Origin of the sequence: Paenibacillus sp. F4 (assembly GCF_002894905.1) — a bacterium.
GTDB lineage: Bacteria > Bacillota > Bacilli > Paenibacillales > Paenibacillaceae > Paenibacillus > Paenibacillus polymyxa_B.
The window spans coordinates 104,724-124,612 of the sequence record NZ_POVS01000019.1 but is presented as its reverse complement, the minus strand read 5'-3'; the positions used below and the strand labels follow the sequence as shown (position 1 = coordinate 124,612).

At 43.8% G+C, this 19,889-nt stretch carries 18 protein-coding genes and 1 riboswitch; of the genes, 14 read left to right on the top strand and 4 right to left on the bottom strand.

Annotation, left to right across the window (positions count from 1 at the left end):
* The first annotated feature begins 120 nt into the window (after positions 1–120).
* A complete protein-coding gene (locus tag C1T21_RS22490) occupies positions 121–843 on the top strand; it encodes a hypothetical protein (RefSeq protein ID WP_103049818.1) in 723 nt (240 codons plus the stop codon).
* A 383-nt stretch (positions 844–1,226) separates the two neighbouring features.
* On the top strand, positions 1,227–4,115 hold the full coding sequence (locus C1T21_RS22485; RefSeq protein WP_103049817.1) for an S-layer homology domain-containing protein: 2,889 nt from the start codon (positions 1,227–1,229) through the stop codon (positions 4,113–4,115).
* Positions 4,116–4,222: 107 nt separating this feature from the next.
* Here C1T21_RS22485 and C1T21_RS22480 read toward each other — a convergent pair whose 3' ends face one another.
* On the bottom strand, positions 4,223–4,897 hold the full coding sequence (locus C1T21_RS22480) for an NAD(P)H-dependent oxidoreductase (RefSeq protein ID WP_103049816.1): 675 nt from the start codon (positions 4,895–4,897) through the stop codon (positions 4,223–4,225).
* 144 nt (positions 4,898–5,041) lie between these two features.
* Between C1T21_RS22480 and C1T21_RS22475 the strand changes: the two genes are divergently transcribed.
* The 3 genes from C1T21_RS22475 (at position 5,042) to C1T21_RS22465 (ending at position 7,789) form a co-directional block, all read left to right on the top strand.
* Complete coding sequence (locus tag C1T21_RS22475) at positions 5,042–5,434, top strand: winged helix-turn-helix transcriptional regulator (protein ID WP_068938572.1); 393 nt, start codon at positions 5,042–5,044, stop codon at positions 5,432–5,434.
* 194 nt (positions 5,435–5,628) lie between these two features.
* Entirely contained in the window at positions 5,629–6,621 is a 993-nt protein-coding gene (locus C1T21_RS22470) for an ABC transporter substrate-binding protein (RefSeq protein ID WP_103049815.1), read from the top strand.
* Between the two features lie 184 nt (positions 6,622–6,805).
* The gene (locus C1T21_RS22465; RefSeq protein WP_103049814.1) at positions 6,806–7,789 is read left to right on the top strand and encodes a phosphotransferase; all 984 of its coding nucleotides are present in this window, start codon (positions 6,806–6,808) and stop codon (positions 7,787–7,789) included.
* 57 nt (positions 7,790–7,846) lie between these two features.
* Here C1T21_RS22465 and C1T21_RS22460 read toward each other — a convergent pair whose 3' ends face one another.
* The 3 genes from C1T21_RS22460 to C1T21_RS22450 form a co-directional block, all read right to left on the bottom strand.
* Positions 7,847–9,349, bottom strand: coding sequence for a stalk domain-containing protein (locus C1T21_RS22460; RefSeq protein WP_103049813.1), 1,503 nt, complete (start codon positions 9,347–9,349; stop codon positions 7,847–7,849).
* A gap of 226 nt (positions 9,350–9,575) precedes the next feature.
* The gene (locus C1T21_RS22455) at positions 9,576–10,211 is read right to left on the bottom strand and encodes a cyclodeaminase/cyclohydrolase family protein (RefSeq protein WP_103049812.1); all 636 of its coding nucleotides are present in this window, start codon (positions 10,209–10,211) and stop codon (positions 9,576–9,578) included.
* The gene (locus tag C1T21_RS22450; RefSeq protein WP_103049811.1) at positions 10,208–11,074 is read right to left on the bottom strand and encodes a bifunctional 5,10-methylenetetrahydrofolate dehydrogenase/5,10-methenyltetrahydrofolate cyclohydrolase; all 867 of its coding nucleotides are present in this window, start codon (positions 11,072–11,074) and stop codon (positions 10,208–10,210) included. The genes C1T21_RS22455 and C1T21_RS22450 overlap by 4 nt, the downstream gene beginning before the upstream one ends.
* 112 nt (positions 11,075–11,186) lie before the next feature.
* Positions 11,187–11,271: riboswitch (ZMP/ZTP riboswitch) on the bottom strand.
* A gap of 213 nt (positions 11,272–11,484) precedes the next feature.
* Here C1T21_RS22450 and desA point away from each other — a divergent pair.
* From desA to C1T21_RS22405, 9 genes are all read left to right on the top strand, one after another.
* Positions 11,485–12,546, top strand: a complete 1,062-nt coding sequence (desA, locus tag C1T21_RS22445) for a Delta(5) desaturase DesA (RefSeq protein ID WP_013308916.1) — start codon at positions 11,485–11,487, stop codon at positions 12,544–12,546.
* A gap of 68 nt (positions 12,547–12,614) precedes the next feature.
* Complete coding sequence (locus C1T21_RS22440; RefSeq protein ID WP_103049810.1) at positions 12,615–13,748, top strand: sensor histidine kinase; 1,134 nt, start codon at positions 12,615–12,617, stop codon at positions 13,746–13,748.
* A complete protein-coding gene (locus C1T21_RS22435) occupies positions 13,745–14,344 on the top strand; it encodes a response regulator transcription factor (RefSeq protein ID WP_025683815.1) in 600 nt (199 codons plus the stop codon). Before C1T21_RS22440 ends, C1T21_RS22435 begins: the two co-directional genes overlap by 4 nt.
* A gap of 146 nt (positions 14,345–14,490) precedes the next feature.
* The gene (locus C1T21_RS22430) at positions 14,491–15,111 is read left to right on the top strand and encodes a deoxynucleoside kinase (protein WP_103049809.1); all 621 of its coding nucleotides are present in this window, start codon (positions 14,491–14,493) and stop codon (positions 15,109–15,111) included.
* On the top strand, positions 15,111–15,752 hold the full coding sequence (locus C1T21_RS22425) for a deoxynucleoside kinase (protein ID WP_013308920.1): 642 nt from the start codon (positions 15,111–15,113) through the stop codon (positions 15,750–15,752). The genes C1T21_RS22430 and C1T21_RS22425 overlap by 1 nt, the downstream gene beginning before the upstream one ends.
* Before the next feature lie 197 nt (positions 15,753–15,949).
* On the top strand, positions 15,950–16,951 hold the full coding sequence (locus tag C1T21_RS22420) for a Gfo/Idh/MocA family protein (RefSeq protein ID WP_103049808.1): 1,002 nt from the start codon (positions 15,950–15,952) through the stop codon (positions 16,949–16,951).
* Positions 16,952–17,265: 314 nt separating this feature from the next.
* Positions 17,266–18,291, top strand: coding sequence for a methionine ABC transporter ATP-binding protein (locus tag C1T21_RS22415; protein WP_103049807.1), 1,026 nt, complete (start codon positions 17,266–17,268; stop codon positions 18,289–18,291).
* Positions 18,281–18,943, top strand: coding sequence for a methionine ABC transporter permease (locus C1T21_RS22410; RefSeq protein WP_023987133.1), 663 nt, complete (start codon positions 18,281–18,283; stop codon positions 18,941–18,943). The genes C1T21_RS22415 and C1T21_RS22410 overlap by 11 nt, the downstream gene beginning before the upstream one ends.
* Before the next feature lie 43 nt (positions 18,944–18,986).
* The gene (locus C1T21_RS22405) at positions 18,987–19,874 is read left to right on the top strand and encodes a MetQ/NlpA family ABC transporter substrate-binding protein (protein ID WP_103049806.1); all 888 of its coding nucleotides are present in this window, start codon (positions 18,987–18,989) and stop codon (positions 19,872–19,874) included.
* Positions 19,875–19,889: the final 15 nt, after the last annotated feature.

Genomic DNA, 19,889 nt, shown 5'->3' with positions numbered 1-19,889 from the left:
CCATGTCCAAGTGTCTATGTTTGAATTTATCTTCTTCTAATATTTAACTGTTAATAGAATTATTGAAAAGCTATAATGCTAATAATGATTTGAGTGTACTTGGAGAAAGAGGTTGAGGGTATGGTGTTGAAAAAATGGCCGTTATTATTGATGATAGGTATTCTCATGGTGGCATCTGTGAGCTGGAACAGTGGAGTATCTTATGCAGCTACAGAATATACTTGGGATAAGTACAAGGGCACTGAGGTCAAGACATATAGATTGACTGCAGTACCTGGAAGAGTCGAATATATGGATCAGGAAAGGTTTTTTGCAGCTTTAAGCCAAACCCCAAATGTGTATGGAGATTTCAGCGGCTATAAAACGGGGAAAACAACTGGAGTCGTAACCGAGAGTATAACGGATGATGTGTACAAATTTACAGTTACTGATTTTCTTCGCGATCAAGAGCCTGAGGTTGTAGAGTATATAAATCCTAGAGGCGGAATTCCTCATAGATGGAATGGAACTAGTGATATTCAAATTTTTATGAGAGGTTCAGAAGCGGCTACTTTGTCTGAGCTGTTTTATGAGGGGACACCCAGTGAAGGACGCTTTCAATTTAATGCTAACGATATATATTTAGTTACATTCTGGTCCAGTACCGTAAGACTTATCAGTGGGATGTCTGCTGAGGCGCTAATAGAGGAAGGTCCTCACACATTTAACAATCGGGAGCTTGTAGGTCAAGTAACCAGCGAAGATCCTACAGCTTATCCGCAAGATGGGATTTCAGAAGGTTATTATTATGTTTTTAAGGGTGCTGGCAACAAAGAATCAACAGCTGATGGAGATAGCCAATAAAAACAAAAGAAGAGATAACATTGTGTATGGTGCTTTATACATGATGTTATCTTTTTTATTGTGATGCTTGCATTAGGAAATTAAATATTGAAAAAATGCTGTAAATGTTAATTCCCAATGAAAACCATTTTAAAAGATCGGGATATATGCCTTTAAAATAATGACAATTTTACGGATAGAACCGTAATCTATAATTACTTTTTTTGCTGTCTTTATTCAATCCTAGGGATATTATTCCGATAATTCAAGTATATACAGTTTGGTGTTAATTGAAATGAAATCCGTTTGAAAACAAAAGAATTAATTTTCAAAATTTACACAGAAGTCCAGGTGCAAGTAACCTGATGCTATATTGTAAAGGAGGTGCAAGAATCCAAAATAATATGAAATGTGAAAAAAAGTTAAAACAAATTAGGCAGTACATCGCTGCTATACTGGCTGTTTGGTTGTTCTGTATACATACTGTGCCTGTTTTTGCAAACAGGGCCTTTAACGATATTGAACATTCCTACGCAGCTGATGCAATTGAAGCCATGGCTGCTCAAGGGTATGTTACGGGTTATCAGGATGGAAGTTTTCGACCTGTACATTTTATTTCGCGACAGGAGTGGGCGAGTATTTTCGCTAAAACGTTAAAGCGAACTTCGGTTAACAAAAGCGTTGCTCCTTTTAGTGATGTGTCACCATGGGCTCTACCCTATGTGCAGACCTTGCAAGCAGAGAACATTACCAAAGGAATTAGTGATCAGTTATTCGGTGCAAAACACAATATGACTCGTCAGGATATGGCAGTGTGGTATGCCAGGTATTTCGGTGTCACTGAAGATACTCGTGCTTCCGATAAATCCAGTTTTGTGGATCAGTCTGATGTATCAGACTATGCACAAACGAGCGTATGGCTGATGGAACGTTTGGAGCTGATCGAGGGGGACATGAATCATTATTTCCATCCCAAAGAGTCTGTGAGACGGCAGGATGCTACACTGGTGGCATATCGGATATGGCTAGGTGGTGACGGTCTGAGAGAACGTGCCGAGCGTTTGCTGGAGTCATTAGGAAGTGGAGCTGCAACGTTGAATCAGCCAGCCAGTCCACCGGAATCGAAGAAGATCGTGGTCGACCTGGCGCCAGAAATTAGTCACCAGCGTGCGAATCCGGAAATCGAAGAGCCTAAAAGCCACAGTCCAAGGCCCGATCCACCGGTATCTCCGGTAACACCTACAGAGCCGAACCCGGAACCGCCAGTTGTACGACCAGATCCTGGTCCCAAACCACCAGTGACACCACCAGTGACACCACCAGTGACTCCGCCAGAACCATCGGATCATTCTTCGGATTTTCTAGTGGATGAGGTCATAATCAAGGCGCCCGAGTTGGTCAATCAACCGGAAACGTATCCTTCGTATCAGCTATCCTTTGATCTCTACAATAAAGGGCACTTGGTAAGCATTCCCGCTGTAAGCGTCACAAGTGTTACTTACACATTTAGTGATGCATTAGGTGTATTTGATGAACATGGGAAAATTGCGCATTCCGAAAATATACCTGCTGCTGATGGTTACATTCCTGTAGAGATGGAAGTCATCATTGCTAAACCCCATCAGGTGCTTAAAGCACAGACCAAGCTGATCGTGAAAGGGAAGACTCCTCCGGTAGAGGAACCGAGTGTAATCAGGTCCGTATACTTGGCGACGTATTCCATCTCACAGGCCGCGACTCTAGACCCTGATGCCTGGAGCATGCCCTATGTGTTTCAAAATGCAAAGGGAGAGGTCATACCGTCCGGTCTATTGCCGTCAGACTTGAAGCTTCGGATTGAGGATTCCAGAGGGATATTTGACGAGGATGGACATATTGCCAATCTGCATCTGATACCTGCATTGAACTCTGTCATTCCATTCAAGATTGAGGTTGAGTCACCCTCTCAGGGAATTCACTTCATATCCGATGCCGAGTTAACTGTAGTACCAGGAGCACGCAAAAAGCAATATTTTGCTATCTCCATGATGCTGCAGGGAAAAGATGCGGGCAGTACGACCACGATAGAGCAAATTGAGCAGTCACGTCAATTGCTGATGGATCACTTTGGTCCCAACGTAAAAGTGACGTGGGCCATGGAAAATAGATTTATTTTTGTGGAATCAAATCGTCCGCAGCTTAAAAAGGTTTTGGAATATGTGGATCAGTATGGCGATGAAGTCGGGATTTTGGATGGATATCCGAATAATCTGTTTGGTCTCCCTGAATGGGAAGCACAGATGAACGAGTGGTTGTATATGTATCGTTATAATGCACTCAATGAGCTGCACCAATCTGGTTCGTTGGGATCACCTTCGGTGTTTGAAAGCATGGATACAGACCAATATCGGAAGTATCTGCCTAAATCATTGACCGGCTTTACGGTGAATCCTGAGCAGGCCCAATGGCTGAAGGATCATTTTAAGATCACCTCAGCGATGGGGTGGTCGGCTACACAGTATAATGTGAACAACATGTATGGTGAGGGTTCACCTTTGATGCCTTACTGGTCCCATAAGGATAATCCGATTGTTCCGGCACAGGGGCTTACAAATAATAGCGGTATCGTATTTATGAACTCGATTACGATTGATCCGATTGGATCACGTTATACCAAAGATTCCTCACGCTGGACTCTCCATCCGGGCGATCCATATGTGACCGAAACGGATGCGGCACCACAACTGTATATAGCGCAGCAGTATTTAGATAACCCGTATCAACGTTTGAATACAGTAAACTACATGTCCGTTATTTTGGATGTCAACTGGCTTGCCAAAAACCATAACATGTCTCAAATATGGGAGAACTTTGTGAATCACTTCCCTGTTGACCGTGAGGTTGAGATTGTGGGCGTGGACGGGCTGAAACAGATTTATGAATCGGTAGCTGGATTGAGTAATGATCATACGGAGTTTTCGCTCATGTTTAGAGGCTCAGGCTTTAAGGCAGTTATGGACTCCAATAATTCACCAGCCAATCTGCGTTACTTGTGGACTGAAAACGCCTCACAGCGGATTATTTTATCCAAGGAGGATGGAGATGCGGCATGGTCCATTATTGACTTTACTGACTATACCCGAAGTCCGGTTCCGAAGATGGCATACAATCTGGATAGGAACACGGATGTAAGCTATGTCACTGGAAGGAACTTTAAGCTGCATCCTACAGCTCCGTTAACAGCAGATGAAATTCAGCGCGTAAAGGATCGTTTGAAGGAGATTTACTTTGCAGAAGAAGTGAATTATCAGTAAGGATTTTGAATGACAGATTTTTTTTAAGACTTGAGGTTTTATGAAAAAGGGGCGCCCATAGCCATAGAAATGGCTGTGGGACGCCTCTTTGTTTTAGAGTAAAGGTTTTACACCCATTCAATAACCTGATCTACAGATCGCCGGGTTTTGCCACGCGGCTCGTTCAGGCGGTATCCAAATGCCACCATACAGGAAATACCGAAATGCTCGGCATCCATAATGCCTTCTTCGGAGAGGATGCGTTCGATTTCCTGTTTATTAAAACCTTCGATAGGACAGGAATCAATGCCGATTTGAGCTGCGGCAGTCATCATGTTGCCCAGTGCGATGTAGGTTTGCCGGCAACCCCATTCGAACAAGGCTCTTTTATTTTCCTCCAGCGCAAAATCTGATTTTAGGAAGGTGTCATATACTTTCTCTTTGCCTTGCATCACTTCAGCAGGTAATTGCTGCACGTTCTCCATCATACTCTTGATATAATCGGAGGAGGCTACCATATCTTCAGGAAGTCTAGAGAGGATGAGTACAAAATGGCTGGCTGTTGGCAGTTGTTTTTGTGCCCCCCAAGAGTAAGGCAGCAGCTTCTCACGCATAGCTTTACTCTGAACGACAACAAATTTCCAGGGTTCAAAGCCAAACGAGCTTGGAGATAAACGACCGGTTTCAAGAATAAAATCAAAATCGGAATCGCTAATTTTCTTATGACTATCAAATTCCTTCGTTGCATGTCTGAACTCGTATGCAGATAAGATTTGATCTTTAGTAGTAGCTAAGGTTTCCATCGTTATTCCACTCCTTATGGATGTTGATTAAAATTGACGCTTACCAAGTGACATGCTTAATATTAGAATATACATGACCGTTTTTGAAGTACGCACATTAATGTGCTGTAGTATATAAAATGATACTAAGGAGGAGAAAAGCCTATGCGTAATCGGAAAGGCGGCTTTGGGGAATGTACCGCTGGAAATGATCAGGCGTGTCCAGTTGAGTTCACGCTGGACGTGATTGGGGGCAAATGGAAAGGGATTATTTTATATCATCTCATGTATGGGACTAAGCGATTTAGTGATTTTCGGCGGATCTGTCCGGGAATTACTCAGCGTATGCTGACACTCCAATTGCGTGAGCTGGAAGAGGACGGAGTCGTTCACCGTGAAGTCTACCAACAGGTTCCTCCTAAGGTCGAATACTCTCTCACCGAATTCGGAAAAACGCTCATCCCGATTATTAACTTGATGAAGGATTGGGGAGAAGAATATAAGACAAAACAGCGATCACCAGAAAGCAGCCTTCAGCAGCCTAGCCCCAATGTGTAGGTTTTTGAAGACGGCTCCACGAAAAAGACCTGACCATCATTTTGGCAGGTCTTTTGATTTATTAAGGAGGGATGTACAAAGTTCGTTTTTCAGTTGACAGCAAGGACGACGCTTGATATATTTCTTACGATATTGATAATCATTATCATGCGTATCGGGAAGATCATCTTCACAATATATAGGGGGTTAATCAGTTGAAAAGAAAATCGTATTTTATGATGACAGCTATGTTACTTGTATTGTCTGTACTCATCAGCGCTTGCGGCGGAAATAATAATGGAAGTAATCCGGCTTCATCTTCAGGAGATAAGCAAGAGTCGGCTACTACTGGAGAGACTAGAAGCTTTAAAACGGTTAAGGGGGATATTCAAATTCCTGCTAAGCCCCAGCGTATTGTAACGGATTTTTACGGCGGAGAACTGCTGTCCGTAGGTGCTAACGTGGTGGGTGTAGAGCCGACTGCGTTTCAAAATCCTTTTCTGACCGATTTGCTGAAGGAAAAAAGAACCAAAGAGGTGGGTGATCCGACCAATTTGGAAAAGACGCTGGAACTCAAACCTGATCTGATCGTGGTTATGAAGGATACGAATTATGAGGCTTTGTCTAAAATCGCACCTACCCTGTACATTCCGTACGGCACGACGACTAATATCTATGACACGGTCAAGCTGTTCGGCGATATCACCGGGGAAAAGGAGAAGGCTGAGCAATTTATTGCTGCATTTGATAAAAAGGCCGCTGAAGGTCGCGCACGTCTTAAAGGTGTGATTGACGAAAAGGCAACTTTCGGTTTGTATGAGCTGACGGACAAGCACGCACTTTGGATCTTTGGCGACAATGCGGGTCGCGGCGGCCAAGCTGTATACAATGCGCTTAAACTGAACATGCCAAAGAAAACAGTGAACTCCAAGGAACAAACGGTGCAGCTTTCGATGGAGGTATTGCCACAGTATGACGCAGATTATATGTTCCTGACTACGTATGACCCCGAGAAAAAGGGTGACGCGCTCAAGCAACTAAAGTCGTCCGCTGTGTGGGGGAATCTTCCAGCGGTGAAGAACAATAAAGTGTTCTTTAACGATTTTGATACGTATTATCGCTATGATCCAATCGCTATTACCGGACAAATTGATATGATCGTAGATATGCTGGTCGAAAGAGAAAAAGAGAATAAAGCTAAACAATAGGTGTGAGATTCACATGGATAAGCATTTCACTACACGGACAGCTGACCGGGGTGAGGTGCTTTTTTGTTGAATTACTGAATAACTGAATAACAAATAAATGACAATATGAAGTAAAATAGACTAATATGTGATTCTATCTTATTCAAGTGAGTAATCATGCGCAGATTAGCAAGGAGTGAGTCTAGTGGAAACATCCTCGACAAATGAAATCATTCAGGCTGACCTAATGGAAGCATTTCATCGATTTTTCGGTTTAAATATAATTGAATCTGTTCCCATCCAACGAGGGTGGTTAAATCTAAAATGGAAAATCACCACGAACAATGGGACTTATTTATTGAAACAATATAATAAACAAAGATATAAGGATTATAATTTTGATGATCTTTTGAGAGCGTTTTATCAACAAGAAAGATTGCATGGGCTTGGTCTGGCGTGTCCACAGTTATTTAATCATGAAGGGCAAGTCTTTATGGAATCTGAGCGGAGAGAGCGCTTCCTAGTGATGGGATTTTGTCCAGGGACGTTGGTCTCACCAGGGGAAGCTAATGTTTACCAATTATATGAACTAGGCAAGGCAACCGGAAAAATGCACCACTGGTTAAACGACGGGACAATCAGGAGCAAAAGTACCCCGAAGCTTGTGCTTTCCAGCCGTAAGGAACGTCTAGCCCATTGGGATTCAGTATGGAAACAAGCGGAGGAAGCCGATAAAAAAGAGCTTTTGCCTGATATCGAAACCCAGCGAAAAGCAACAGAAATGATACACATCGAGATGATGGATGCACCTCCACCCGGTTGGGCCCATCGTGACCTTTGGGCGGACAATGTTCTATTCAACGATGATAAGCTAAGTGCAATTCTGGATTTTGACCGACTAGATTATGACTATCCACAGTTGGATATTGCCCGAGCAGTCATGTCTTTTGCCTGGGATAAGCAGTTAAAACTTCCCCTTGTTTCAGCATTTATGGCGGGGTACAGGGAAGAGCATACGATGGTAGGGGGGTGTTTAACAAGATCATTACAATGGCTGTGGTATATGGAAAGTGTTTGGTGGATCAACGCCAACATAGATGAACATTCTGTGCCTATCCGATTTGCTAAAGAAATGAACTGGCTTGCTAGAAATTATAAAGTTCTGCCTGACTTATTAGCAGATATGTAGGGGTTATCTATAAAAAACCAGTCCAACATGAATCATGTTTGGACTGGTTTTTATTTACTATTTCGTCGTAATTTCAATAGTATCTTCTTTTTGTATCCAATCTACCTTGGCCCCCAGCATTTCGCTGAGTAGTCTTAGTGGAAGATAACCAATTCCATTCACCATGAAGGGCGGATTGGTGAGTTTTACGGCTTTACCGTTCACTTTTGTTTGGCTGGTTTTGAAATTTACTTCTAGAGAGACAGGATGATCTTCTGTCTTAGACTGATTCATTTTCGCTATTTTGCTGTTGAAATCATAAGCGATCTCAGCCCCCAGTTTGTCAAAAACAGAACGAAGGGGAATAAACGCTTGCCCGTTGCGGGTAATGACACCATTACTCAGAGAGACAGGCGAACCATTGAGATGGACAAGAATCGGTTTTTGTACAGGAACTGGTGAACTATACAGAAACTCATAGTCTCCTATACCGAGCTGCGCGTGTTTGTTGACACCCCAGCCCCATAGGGCCCCATCTGCTTTTTGCATGATTACGTGCCGTGGACCTGCTTTGATGCTTTGAATATTTTTAGCAAGTAATGTAAAGGGGGCATTGGATGGTAACTTTTCACCATCTAGAGACGCAACATATACATTCCCAGCTGTGGTGAGGGCGAGTATGGAGCGTTCGGCGAAAAAGGCGTCTTTAACATCCTTTACTCCTGATAATAGTACAGGGGTATTTTCATTGTGATAGGTTGTATTATCTGAGTAACCTGTAACTGTAGCACCCCAGAACCATAGCCGACCTTGCTGATCAATCGCGAGATTGGAATACCTATTGGCCTTGATTGTCTTGATATCCGATAAGGCTTGAATTTGCGATACGGATAGAGTTTCGGACGGAGTTGCATTTTTATCAAATTCTTTGGGCCACGTCCACACGGTGCCATCTTTTTTTAAGGCTATGTTTTTAGCGATTGACGTAATATCCTTTAATGATGAAATAGGTTCGAAGCCCTGCAAGGCTTTTGTATTTTTCCATACACTGCCGTCTTTCTTTAGAAATATCCAGCGTTCCTCATAATCCGGTCTTTCCTCATAGTAACTATCTATATTGGCAACCTCGTCGATGCCAGATAGGGTTTGAAAAGGACTAAAGATGTTTCCATTGTCGAGCCGATCAGCGGAAGATATGCTGCCTTCACTGCTCAGAGCGAGAACATGATCACTCAAACTACTTACAGCTGCGAGGTTCTGTAATCCTTCCAGAGGAACGAATTTCACGGATTCAGCAATATTATTTCTAGGCACATACCAAGCAGAGTGGTCTTGTAAGGTAAATACCAGATCGCCCTCGTTGATGATATTAGAAAATGTTTTTTCAACGTCCGGCTTACCCTCTACACGAGTCGGTACGGACTGATTATAACCCCACAGCCACAAGCTTCCATCGGATTGAATCAGACTCCCGGAATCATAGGAGCGAATATGGGATGTGGAGTTATCTCCGGCCGCCCATACACTTGTACTGAGCAGTAATAACGTGATTATACTGAGTAATAGAGCCCGTCTTTTCATACGATTTTCCTCATTTCTTGATCAATGTGTATAAAATAAAAAATGATAGTTTGGAGAATATCCCCCTATCCATAGACGTAGATCATATAGAAAAGTTTTCCAGAATGTATGAATTTCAATAAAATAACCTCCAAACCCACGATTAGAGATGGATTTGGAGGCTATTTCTTTTAACGAGTAAGCAGAATATGTTGGTTCGAACAGGTTAAACACGGTTATGAGCAGACTAATTCGCTATTCGACTGCGCACCATCAACAAGGTTTGTTCTTTGATTTGTCCGATTTCACGGATGAGTGCGGCTGTCTTGGTCTCATAGGAGTATTTGACATCCAAGTCTTTCAGTGAAGCAAGGTTAATGTCGACGGTAAGCAGGGCAGATTGAGCTGCTGCTTCGAACAGGATCGCGCCGATGCCAAGATCCGAAATCACATTTTTATTGGACATTTCCACAATGTTGTAGGCTTGCGACAATCCGTCCCGGCATACTTCCAGCAGGCGCATGGGTACCTCAATGGCAGCGATCACCGCTGTCTGTAAGGAATGGGTACGATAGCGCTTTTCTTCGTCTGTTTCCTTGGGCAAGCGCAGTGCGGTCATGTACTGTTCAAAGGATTGGATGTCTGCGACCATTAGTTCCTCACAATGTGTAGACAATCTTTCCATGCTACTAATGACATCCGTGATTTGTTCATGGATGTGCACATATTTTTCTCCTTGTGAAAGGTTGGCGGTCATGGAGGTCATAGCCGCGCCTAGTGCCGCAGCCAGTGCGGATACACTTCCTCCGCCGGGGGTAGGCGCTGCACTTGCAGCCTCTTTCAGAAAATGCCCGATGGAATTGTTCCACGACAGTTCACTCATGAGTAGACCACCTCTCTGGAGTAGTGTTGCAGATGTATTGCTTTGAGCAGATTTTTGTACAAAATCGCAGTCGTCAAGGTGCCAACGCCGCCGGGAACCGGAGAAATGGCATGGACCTTTTCCCCAACGTCTAAAGCGGCATCCCCCACTATTTTTCCCTCTAGCGTCTCATTAATTCCCGCATCTACCAAAATCAGACCGGGATGAACCATATCCTGTGTAATCACATCAGGGCATCCGACTGCGACGAAGGCAATGTCTGCATGGCTCAGATGCTCTGCAATATCGCGTGTACCTGCATGACAGGCGGTAACGGTGGCATTTTCTCTTTGCAACATGTGGAAAAGGGGAAGTCCCACTGTTTGTCCGATGCCCACGAGAGTAACATTTTTGCCTGCCAATGTGTGACCGTAATGCTTGAGCAGCTCGATACAGGCTTGAGGTGTTGCGGGATATAGTCCGGCGTCACCTGTTACGGTAGCCAGTTTGTTATCAGGTGTAATCCCATCAATATCCTTGTAGGGGGCGATGGATTGTTTAATAACGGAGGCAGAAAGATGTTGGGGAAGCGGCAGTTCCAGCATAATGCCATGTACATGGGATGCATCGTTCAGACTGCCGATCAGGTGCAGTAGCTCGGCTTCACTAACATGACGATCAAAAGTATGGAGATGAAATGAGATGCCCAGCTTCTCCGCTATTTTTTGCTTGGTCCGGGCATAGTAGGCAGATGCCGGATCACCTTCTACCAATAGGGTCGCCAGATGGGGACGGTGTCCTTGCTGCTTCATTTCTTCTACCTGTGAACGGATCGTTGCATATACTTGCTCAGCTGCTTCTTTGGATTTCATGATAATAGCCATAGTCCGAGCCTCCTCTGAATTTATCGCATGATTTATCAACAGGGTGTCATGGTCTTGTAAAACGAAAAAAAGTATTTGCACAAGGTCGTCAAGACAGACGAATCCTCTGCAAATACTTCTCCCAGGCGAACGGTACGCTTTTTTTGTATGCTCCCTCGTGGTTCATTCCACTGACTTCGCCAGTCACATACAGCGTTATTATAGCTTATATTTTAACAAATAATCATCAGAAAAGAAACCCGCGAACATTTGGAAAACGGGTTGTGTTACTTGTCTATATGACAAATGTCATATACCCGAGCTGACGTTTATGACTACAGCGCCTAGAGGCTTTACTTTATACTGAGATTAGATCAACATGTACGCCTAACAGGATCAAGGTATAGGCGTCATTTTAAAGGAGGATCATAATGAGTATGACACAACTCCCATTAGCCCAATTGAAAAAAAATATGGCTCCCTATGAGAAAATAAACACAAAATCCAGCGTTCTGCAACTCATCAATACCTTGGGGCCACTGATCCTATTGTGGTATGCTGCTTATCTTAGTCTGTCGGTTTCGTACTGGCTGACGCTTCCCATTGCCATTGTTGCATCGGGGTTTGTGGTACGGACGTTTATTATTTTTCATGATTGTGGTCATCAATCCTTCTTCAAAAGCCGCAAGCTGAATGACATTGTGGGAACGATTACAGGTATTATTACGCTCTGTCCTTATCATCAATGGAAAAATAGTCACGCGATCCACCATGCAACCAGCAGTAATCTGGATAAAAGAGGCACAGGTGACATGTGGGTGCTTACGGTAGAAGAGTACACAGAGGCTTCCACATGGACACGGTTGGCCTATCGCATATATCGAAATCCTTGGGTTATGTTCGGACTAGGTCCGATCTATACTTTTTTGATTTCCTATCGCTTTAATATCAAGACAGCCAAACGCAAGGAAAAAATGAACACTCATGTGACGAATATATCCATCGTTGCATTGTATGCACTGTTGTGCTGGGCTATTGGATGGCAGGCCTTCCTTCTCGTACAGGCACCTATCTTTTTTGTATCCGGTATGTTGGGAATCTGGTTGTTCTATGTACAACATCAATTTGAGGATTCGTATTTTGAGCACGATGAAGAGTGGAGTTATATTAATGCAGCCGTAGAAGGCAGTTCTTACTACAAGCTTCCTAAAGTATTGCAATGGATTACGGGCAATATCGGATTTCATCACGTTCATCACCTGAGTCCCAAAGTGCCAAATTATAATTTGGAGAAAGCGCATGAAGCGACACCGTTACTTCAAAAGGCGACCACGATCACAGTGAGTAGCAGTCTGCAATCGTTGAAGTTCCGACTTTGGGATGAAAATACGAAAACCTTTTTGACCTTTAAACAAGTGAAGCCGCTCCTCAGCAAACGTGTTGCAGTTACGAAACCCATCCCTACACCTGTTGTAAGCACAGAAAGAAAATAACGTTGTACAAAACTTGGTATGATAAGATAAGGGATATAAGTCATGTGAAGTAGAAGAGGGTGGGCAGGATGCAAAAATGGTATCAGATTTTCCAAAGAAATACCGGGCTTAGCCCTTATGTGTGGGTCGTCTTTTATATCCTGCCCTTTTACTACTTTAGCTCGTCATCTACAAGTCATATTATTCTGGGTACTGCTATTATTTTGGTATTCTTTGCTTGTTATGTACTGGCTTTTGTCTCAAAAGGCTGGCTCATATACTTTTGGACCAGTGTACAGATTGCCATATCGATTACCATGACACTGCTGTTTAGCTATATGTATTTTTCCATATTTATCGCCTATCTGATCGGTAATATTAAAAGTAAGGCTGCATTTACGACGCTGTATATCATTTTAATGGTTATTACGATTGGATTGATCAATTACGGTTTTGTATCTCAGAATCCCGTTTTTATTAAACAGATTCCTTTTATCCTGCTCAATCTGATCGGTGTGATTCTCCTTCCGATTACGAATTTTAATCGCAACAAAAGCGATCGGCTCCAAGTCCAATTAGAGGATGCCAATAAGAAAATATCGGAATTGATTAAGCTGGAGGAACGGCAAAGAATTGCGCGCGACCTGCACGATACCTTAGGTCAGAAGCTGTCACTCATTGGGCTGAAGAGCGATTTGGCGGGCAAACTGATGGATCAGTACCCGGAGCGTGCTCATGTCGAAATTAACGATGTTCGTCTCACAGCGAGAAGCGCGTTAAAAGAGGTGCGGGAAATGGTTACTCAAATGCGCGGTATGCGACTAGAGGATGAACTGCTACGTATTCGGCAGATTTTAAAGGCTGCTCACATTGAATTGACTCTAGAGGGCGACCCGAAGCTGGAACATACGTCATTAATGAATGAAAATGTACTTAGTATGTGTATGAAGGAAGCAGTGACAAATGTGGTTAAGCACAGTAGAGCCACCGCTTGTTCCATCACCATTGAGCCGTCTCGTAAGGAATTAACCCTTCGGATTCAGGATAATGGAGTCGGCGCTACGGGGGAAAATGGGGCCTTTCGGGGAAATGGCCTGCAAGGCATGAAGGAAAGGCTCGAATTCGTGAACGGGTGTATGGAGCTGCGTTCAGATCAGGGAACGACCTTGGTCATTAAAGTGCCCAATATCACTGAAAAGCCGAATGAGGAGGTGGGGCCATGATTCGAATTGTTATCGCGGAGGACCAGCGTATGCTACTGGGTGCTCTAGCCTCCCTGCTGGACTTGGAAGAGGACATGAAAGTAGTCGGAAAAGCTAGCAACGGGGAAGAAGCTTTAGAGCTGGTGAAGCTGCATCAGCCCGATATATGCATTATGGACATCGAAATGCCGATCAAGAGCGGATTGGATGCGGCTGAGGAACTCAAAGGCTTGAACTGCAAGGTGCTGATTTTAACTACGTTTGCTCGCCCCGGGTATTTTGAACGAGCGATCAAGGCGGGGACACACGGTTATCTGCTCAAGGACAGTCCCAGTGAAGAGCTGGCTTCCTCCATTCGAAGTATTATGGCAGGTCGGCGTATCTATGCTCCGGAACTGGTCGATGATGCTTATGCCGAAGTCAACCCGCTAACAGAGCGTGAAAAAACCGTTTTGGCGCTCATTGCTGACGGAAAGAACACAAAAGAGATTGCTGGTGAACTGTATTTAACGACAGGGACGGTGCGCAATTATATTTCAGTCATTCTCGATAAGTTGGGTGTCAGTAACCGGATCGAGGCAATTACCCGTTTTAATGAAAAAGGTTGGTTTAAATGAGAAACAGAGACGCTATGAAGCAAAATGTAGCGCTCTGTTTTTTTTGTTTTATCCATAGATTTGGTATGCCTTTAGCGTACTACCTTGTGATACAATAGGATAGTTGTCCACAGGATGGACTGGAGTACAAGGAGGAGCAGAACCACATGAAACAAGCCCCATTTATAGCCGTTGAAGGGCCAATCGGAGCAGGTAAAACGACGTTAGCTTCGATGCTTTCAACCGAGCTACATTTGCCGATAATCAAAGAGATTGTCGAGGAGAACCCATTTCTCGATAAATTTTATCAAAATATAGATGAGTGGAGTTTTCAGCTGGAAATGTTCTTTCTCTGCAATCGGTATAAGCAGCTGGAGGATACTGGTCTGCAATATATCGAGAAAGCTCAGCCCGTTATTTCTGATTATCATATCTACAAGAATTTGATTTTTGCCGAACGTACGCTTAAGGGTGTCAAGCTCGAAAAATATCGTCAAATCTATCATTTGCTCACAGATGATATGCCTAAGCCGGACATTATCATTTATATTAGAGCAGATTTGGATACCTTGCTGGGGAGAATTCGCAAGCGTGCACGCTCTTTTGAACAGGAGATGGACCCCGCCTATCTGGAGCAATTGATCATAGATTATGATAAAGGCATGCAGTTTCTCGCTGAACAGTCCCCTTCCCCTCGTATATTGACCGTGAACGGGAATGAAATTGATTTTGTAGAAAATCAGGCACAATTTAAACAAATTGTTTCCGATGTAAAGGAGCTTATATAGTGAATAATTACAACATTCCTGCGAATGCCCTGATTACGGTAGCGGGCACAGTGGGTGTAGGTAAATCCACGCTGACGGGTGCTTTGGCCGGACGTCTTGGTTTTAAAACCTCTTTGGAGCAGGTTGATCATAATCCCTATCTGGAGAAATTTTATCACGATTTCGAAAGATGGAGCTTTCATTTGCAAATTTATTTTCTCGCGGAACGCTTCAAGGAACAAAAGAATATTTTCTTGTCTGGTGGAGGTTTTGTACAGGATCGTTCTATTTATGAGGACACAGGCATTTTTGCGAAAATGCATGCCGATCAGGGAACGATGAACCCTACCGATTACGAAACGTATACTAGCCTGTTTGAGGCGATGGTGATGACACCGTTTTTCCCGCACCCTGATGTGTTGATCTATTTGGAAGGCAGCTTGCCCTCCATACTGAGTCGGATTGAGGAGCGTGGTCGCGAGATGGAGATCCAGACCGAGCGTTCTTATTGGGAGCAAATGCATCGCAGATATTCCAATTGGATCAACGAATTTGATGCCTGTCCTGTACTGCGTCTGAACATTGATGAGTATGATGTACATGACCCTGCTTCCATGGATGCTATTTTGGAAGAAGTAGGAAAAGTAATATCAAAAAAGTAGAGTTATAACCCCAAATAAATAATAAGGACTGTGGTACAATCAGTATAAATTAAGCTGATAGACCGCAGTCTTTTTTTGTCGAATGAACATGTTGAGGCACGAGATATGACTAACGGTATAGTGGACAAGATTAGGCTGGAATGCGAGAATAGGTACATATGAATTGTAATGACTCACGGGAAGGATGGGATACTGTGATGCGTTTTGGTATTGTTGGAACCAACTGGATAACTGAAAGGTTTATTCAAGCTGCGATGGAGACGGACGAATTTTCCCTGACGGCGGTATACTCACGCACAGAGGATAAGGGCAAAGCTTTTGCTGATAAATATAACAGCCAGCCGGAGGTTTTTACAGACCTGGCGCAAATGGCCGCAAGTGACCAGGTCGATGCCGTATATATTGCCAGCCCCAATTCCTTACATGCGGAGCAGGCGATCTTATGTATGAATCACGGAAAGCACGTGTTGTGTGAGAAACCTTTTGCGTCTAATGCAGCAGAGGTGAAGAGCATGATCGAAGCCGCGCGCAACAACGATGTTCTGCTGATGGAGGCCGTTAAATCCACACTTATGCCTAACTTTAAAATAATAAAGGATCATATGTATAAAATAGGCCGGGTTCGGCGTTATTTTGCAAGCTACTGTCAATACTCCTCCCGCTTTGATGCTTTTAAGCAAGGTAAGGTATTGAATGCGTTTAACCCGGCCTTTTCCAATGGTTCCCTGATGGACCTTGGAGTGTATTGTTTGTATCCTATGGTGACTTTGTTCGGCAAACCTGAGGAGGTTCGGGCGGTTGGTGTACTTTTATCCTCTGGTGTCGATGGCGAGGGCAGTATCGTGATGAAGTACCCTGATATGGATGCTATCGTCATGTATTCCAAAATTACAGATTCCTATCTGCCTGCTGAAATTCAGGGTGAGAATGGAACGATGGTGATCGACAAAATCAGTCAGCCCTATGAGGTGAAAATTCATTATCGGGACGGCACGATTGAGGATCTGACCAAAGCTCAGACGCGCGAGCCAATGTATTACGAAATTCAGGAATTTATTGATTTGATCAAGAGTGGTGAACGCAACAGTTCCATTAACTCCTTGGAGTGTTCACTTACAGTCGCTGAAGTGATGGAGGAGGCAAGACAACAATTCGGCCTTCGTTATGAAGCAGATTTGAAAAATACTTCTGCACATTAGTCAGTGGAATGATCGAGATTACAATGCACAAAGGGCTGCCGGTTTGCAAATATACGGTTAGCCTTATTTGGCTTTGTAGCCCTAAAAGTGTAAGCAATTGTGATGACAGGAGTCAGAAAGCTATATTCATTTTTTATTGACAGATTCTCCTTCTTGTCTTAAGGTGTTAACAATGCAATATACAGTTAAATAATCCCACCTTCGTTCAAACGAAGATTAGGGAATTTTTTTAGGGTATAAATCCGATTAAATCCACCGGATTACTAAAATGGGATGGAGGAATACATACATTGTAGACGTAAGGAGGAAGCAGTTTGATAAAGTTTGAACAAGTTAGCAAAATATTTACCTTACCCAATCGTAAGGTAAATGCACTTGAAGAGGTTTCGTTATCGGTTGAAAAAGGAGAAATTTTCGGCGTGATTGGCTTTAGCGGTGCAGGTAAAAGTACGCTGCTCCGGCTTGTCAATTTACTAGAACGCCCCTCAGAGGGACGAATTGTCGTTAATGATCAGGATGTTACTCAGATACGACCCAAGGAACTAAGGGATTTAAGAAGGCGGATCGGGATGGTATTCCAAACCTTTAATTTGTTTAACTCTCGTACTGTATATGGGAATCTGGCTTATCCTCTAAAACTGGCTAAACTGCCCAAAACACAGATAGATGCTCGTGTTAAGGAGCTGCTGCAATTTGTTGGATTGGAGGACAAAGCGGATTCCTATCCAGAGCAGTTATCTGGCGGGCAAAAGCAACGGGTCGGCATTGCCAGAGCACTGGCGAATTCGCCCGATATTCTCATCTGTGATGAAGCGACCTCGGCCCTCGATCCGGAAACGACAGAAGATATATTGAGGCTGCTGAAAAAAGTAAATGAAGAGTACCAGATTACGATCTTACTTATTACTCATGAAATGAACGTGATTCGCAGTATTTGTGACCGTGTGGCGGTGATGGAGAATGGTAGGGTGATTGAGCAGGGCAGTGTTTTCGATGTATTTGCCAATCCACAGACGAAGACGACGAAAAATTTTATTCGCTCTGTACTGAATGATCAGCTTTCACCCAAACTGCTGAGCAAGATTCGGGAGCATCACGCTGGTCGATTGTACAGACTTGTTTTTCGGGGTGGGGCGACTAGTGAACCGGTGCTTTCTAGAGCGACACGGAAGCATAATCTGGATTACAACATTGTATATGGAAGTATTAATGAGCTACAGGGAGCGCTGTTCGGAAGCTTAATTGTCGAGTTAATCGGTGCAGACGATGAAGTTAACAAGGTCGTGGAGGAACTACGAACGACGGTGGAAGTCAGGGAGGTCGTCGATCATGAGAGTTAATTGGGATACATTTTGGCTCAAGGTAGTGGAGGCTACAGGGGAAACGCTTTTGATGGTTGTTGTCACGCTGATTTTTGCCAGTATTCTGGGGCTTATGATTGGTTTAGTACTGTATGTGACACGTAAAGGGAGCTTGTTTGAAAACAAATTTGTGTTTATGTTTCTGAATTTGCTGATTAATATCATTCGCCCGATTCCGTTTATCATTTTTTTAGTGGCGATTAGCCCGTTTACGCGTTTAATCATGGGAACCACGATTGGAACCTCGGCGGCTATTTTCCCAATGACTATTGTAGCGGCCTTTGCTGTCGCGAGAATTGTGGAAAATAATCTGGTCTCCATAGATCCGGGCATGATAGAAGCTGCCAAGGCACTGGGTGCGACTCCATTTCAGATCATCACGGGTGTGTTGATTCGGGAAGCGCTGGGACCTTTGATTCTTGGGTTGACGTTTATTACCGTGGCCTTGATTGATTTCTCTGCCATGGCTGGTACGGTGGGCGGAGGAGGCCTTGGGAATCTGGCAATGACTTATGGTTATCAACGATTCGATACTTCGGTCATGATTGTCACGATTGTTTTGCTGATCCTTTTTGTACAGGTCGCCCAATATGCGGGGAACTACTTGTCTCGTAAATTTCTACGGCGCTAATGGGAACAGAGTATTATACATAACGATTAAAGGGGACATGAAAATGAAAAAAATATTTCGCTTGGGTTTACTGGCTATTCTTAGTGTAGCGGTTCTATCTGCTTGCTCAGCTAACGGTTCGGGCTCAAATGCAAATGAAAAAGTACATGTTAAAATCGGGGTTTCAGGATCTGAAGACACGTATTGGGATGTGCTCAAGAAGAAAGCAGAGGCCAAAAATATTGAAATTGAGCTGATCAGTTTCTCGGATTATACATTACCCAATAAGGCGCTCGCCAATAAAGAGGTAGATTTGAATTCCTTTCAACATTTGGCCTTTCTCAGTCAGTTTAATGTAGAAAATGATGTGAATATCGTCCCTATTGGTGCAACGATTATCGCTCCGATGGCACTGTACTCTGAAAAATTCAAAAACGTATCGGATATTCCTGACGGATCCAAAATTGCTATACCGGATGATCCCTCCAATCAGGGACGAGCTTTAAAACTTCTCCAGTCTGCAGGGCTGATTAAGTTGAAGCAGGATGCGGGCCTGTATCCGACCACGGATGAAATAGAAGGGAACCCTAAAAAGCTAGAGATTGTCCCAGTTGTCGCCCAGCAGACGCCGCGCGTCTTGTCTGATGTAGCCGCCTCAGCTGTGAACAGCGGTGTTGCTACGGATGCTGGGCTCAAGCTGGACGGAGCCATCTACAAGGATGACGCAAGCAGCGAAGAAGCGAAACCATATGTGAACGTGTTTGCTGCCCGTGCGGATGATAAGGATAATGCGACTTACAAAACGATCGTGGATTTGTACCATGATGCTGATGTAGCCGAGGCGGTAAAACAGGATTCCAAAGGAGCTAACGTCGTGGTAGACCAGTCTGCCGAAGAGCTACAGGCCACATTGGATAAGTTGGTAGCAGATGTTAAAGCGCAAAAGAAATAAGAATGTTGAACAGAA

What these genes read in the sequence shown, in the direction of transcription:
- C1T21_RS22475 (WP_068938572.1), top strand. Translation starts at nt 5,042, where the DNA reads ATGCGTAATCGGAAAGGCGGCTTTGGGGAATGTACCGCTGGAAATGAT.
- C1T21_RS22455 (WP_103049812.1), bottom strand. Translation starts at nt 10,211, where the DNA reads ATGAGTGAACTGTCGTGGAACAATTCCATCGGGCATTTTCTGAAAGAG.
- C1T21_RS22450 (WP_103049811.1), bottom strand. Translation starts at nt 11,074, where the DNA reads ATGGCTATTATCATGAAATCCAAAGAAGCAGCTGAGCAAGTATATGCA.
- C1T21_RS22410 (WP_023987133.1), top strand. Translation starts at nt 18,281, where the DNA reads ATGAGAGTTAATTGGGATACATTTTGGCTCAAGGTAGTGGAGGCTACA.
- C1T21_RS22430 (WP_103049809.1), top strand. Translation starts at nt 14,491, where the DNA reads ATGAAACAAGCCCCATTTATAGCCGTTGAAGGGCCAATCGGAGCAGGT.
- C1T21_RS22480 (WP_103049816.1), bottom strand. Translation starts at nt 4,897, where the DNA reads ATGGAAACCTTAGCTACTACTAAAGATCAAATCTTATCTGCATACGAG.
- C1T21_RS22460 (WP_103049813.1), bottom strand. Translation starts at nt 9,349, where the DNA reads ATGAAAAGACGGGCTCTATTACTCAGTATAATCACGTTATTACTGCTC.
- C1T21_RS22435 (WP_025683815.1), top strand. Translation starts at nt 13,745, where the DNA reads ATGATTCGAATTGTTATCGCGGAGGACCAGCGTATGCTACTGGGTGCT.
- C1T21_RS22485 (WP_103049817.1), top strand. Translation starts at nt 1,227, where the DNA reads ATGAAATGTGAAAAAAAGTTAAAACAAATTAGGCAGTACATCGCTGCT.
- C1T21_RS22490 (WP_103049818.1), top strand. Translation starts at nt 121, where the DNA reads ATGGTGTTGAAAAAATGGCCGTTATTATTGATGATAGGTATTCTCATG.
- C1T21_RS22420 (WP_103049808.1), top strand. Translation starts at nt 15,950, where the DNA reads ATGCGTTTTGGTATTGTTGGAACCAACTGGATAACTGAAAGGTTTATT.
- C1T21_RS22405 (WP_103049806.1), top strand. Translation starts at nt 18,987, where the DNA reads ATGAAAAAAATATTTCGCTTGGGTTTACTGGCTATTCTTAGTGTAGCG.
- C1T21_RS22440 (WP_103049810.1), top strand. Translation starts at nt 12,615, where the DNA reads ATGCAAAAATGGTATCAGATTTTCCAAAGAAATACCGGGCTTAGCCCT.
- desA (WP_013308916.1), top strand. Translation starts at nt 11,485, where the DNA reads ATGAGTATGACACAACTCCCATTAGCCCAATTGAAAAAAAATATGGCT.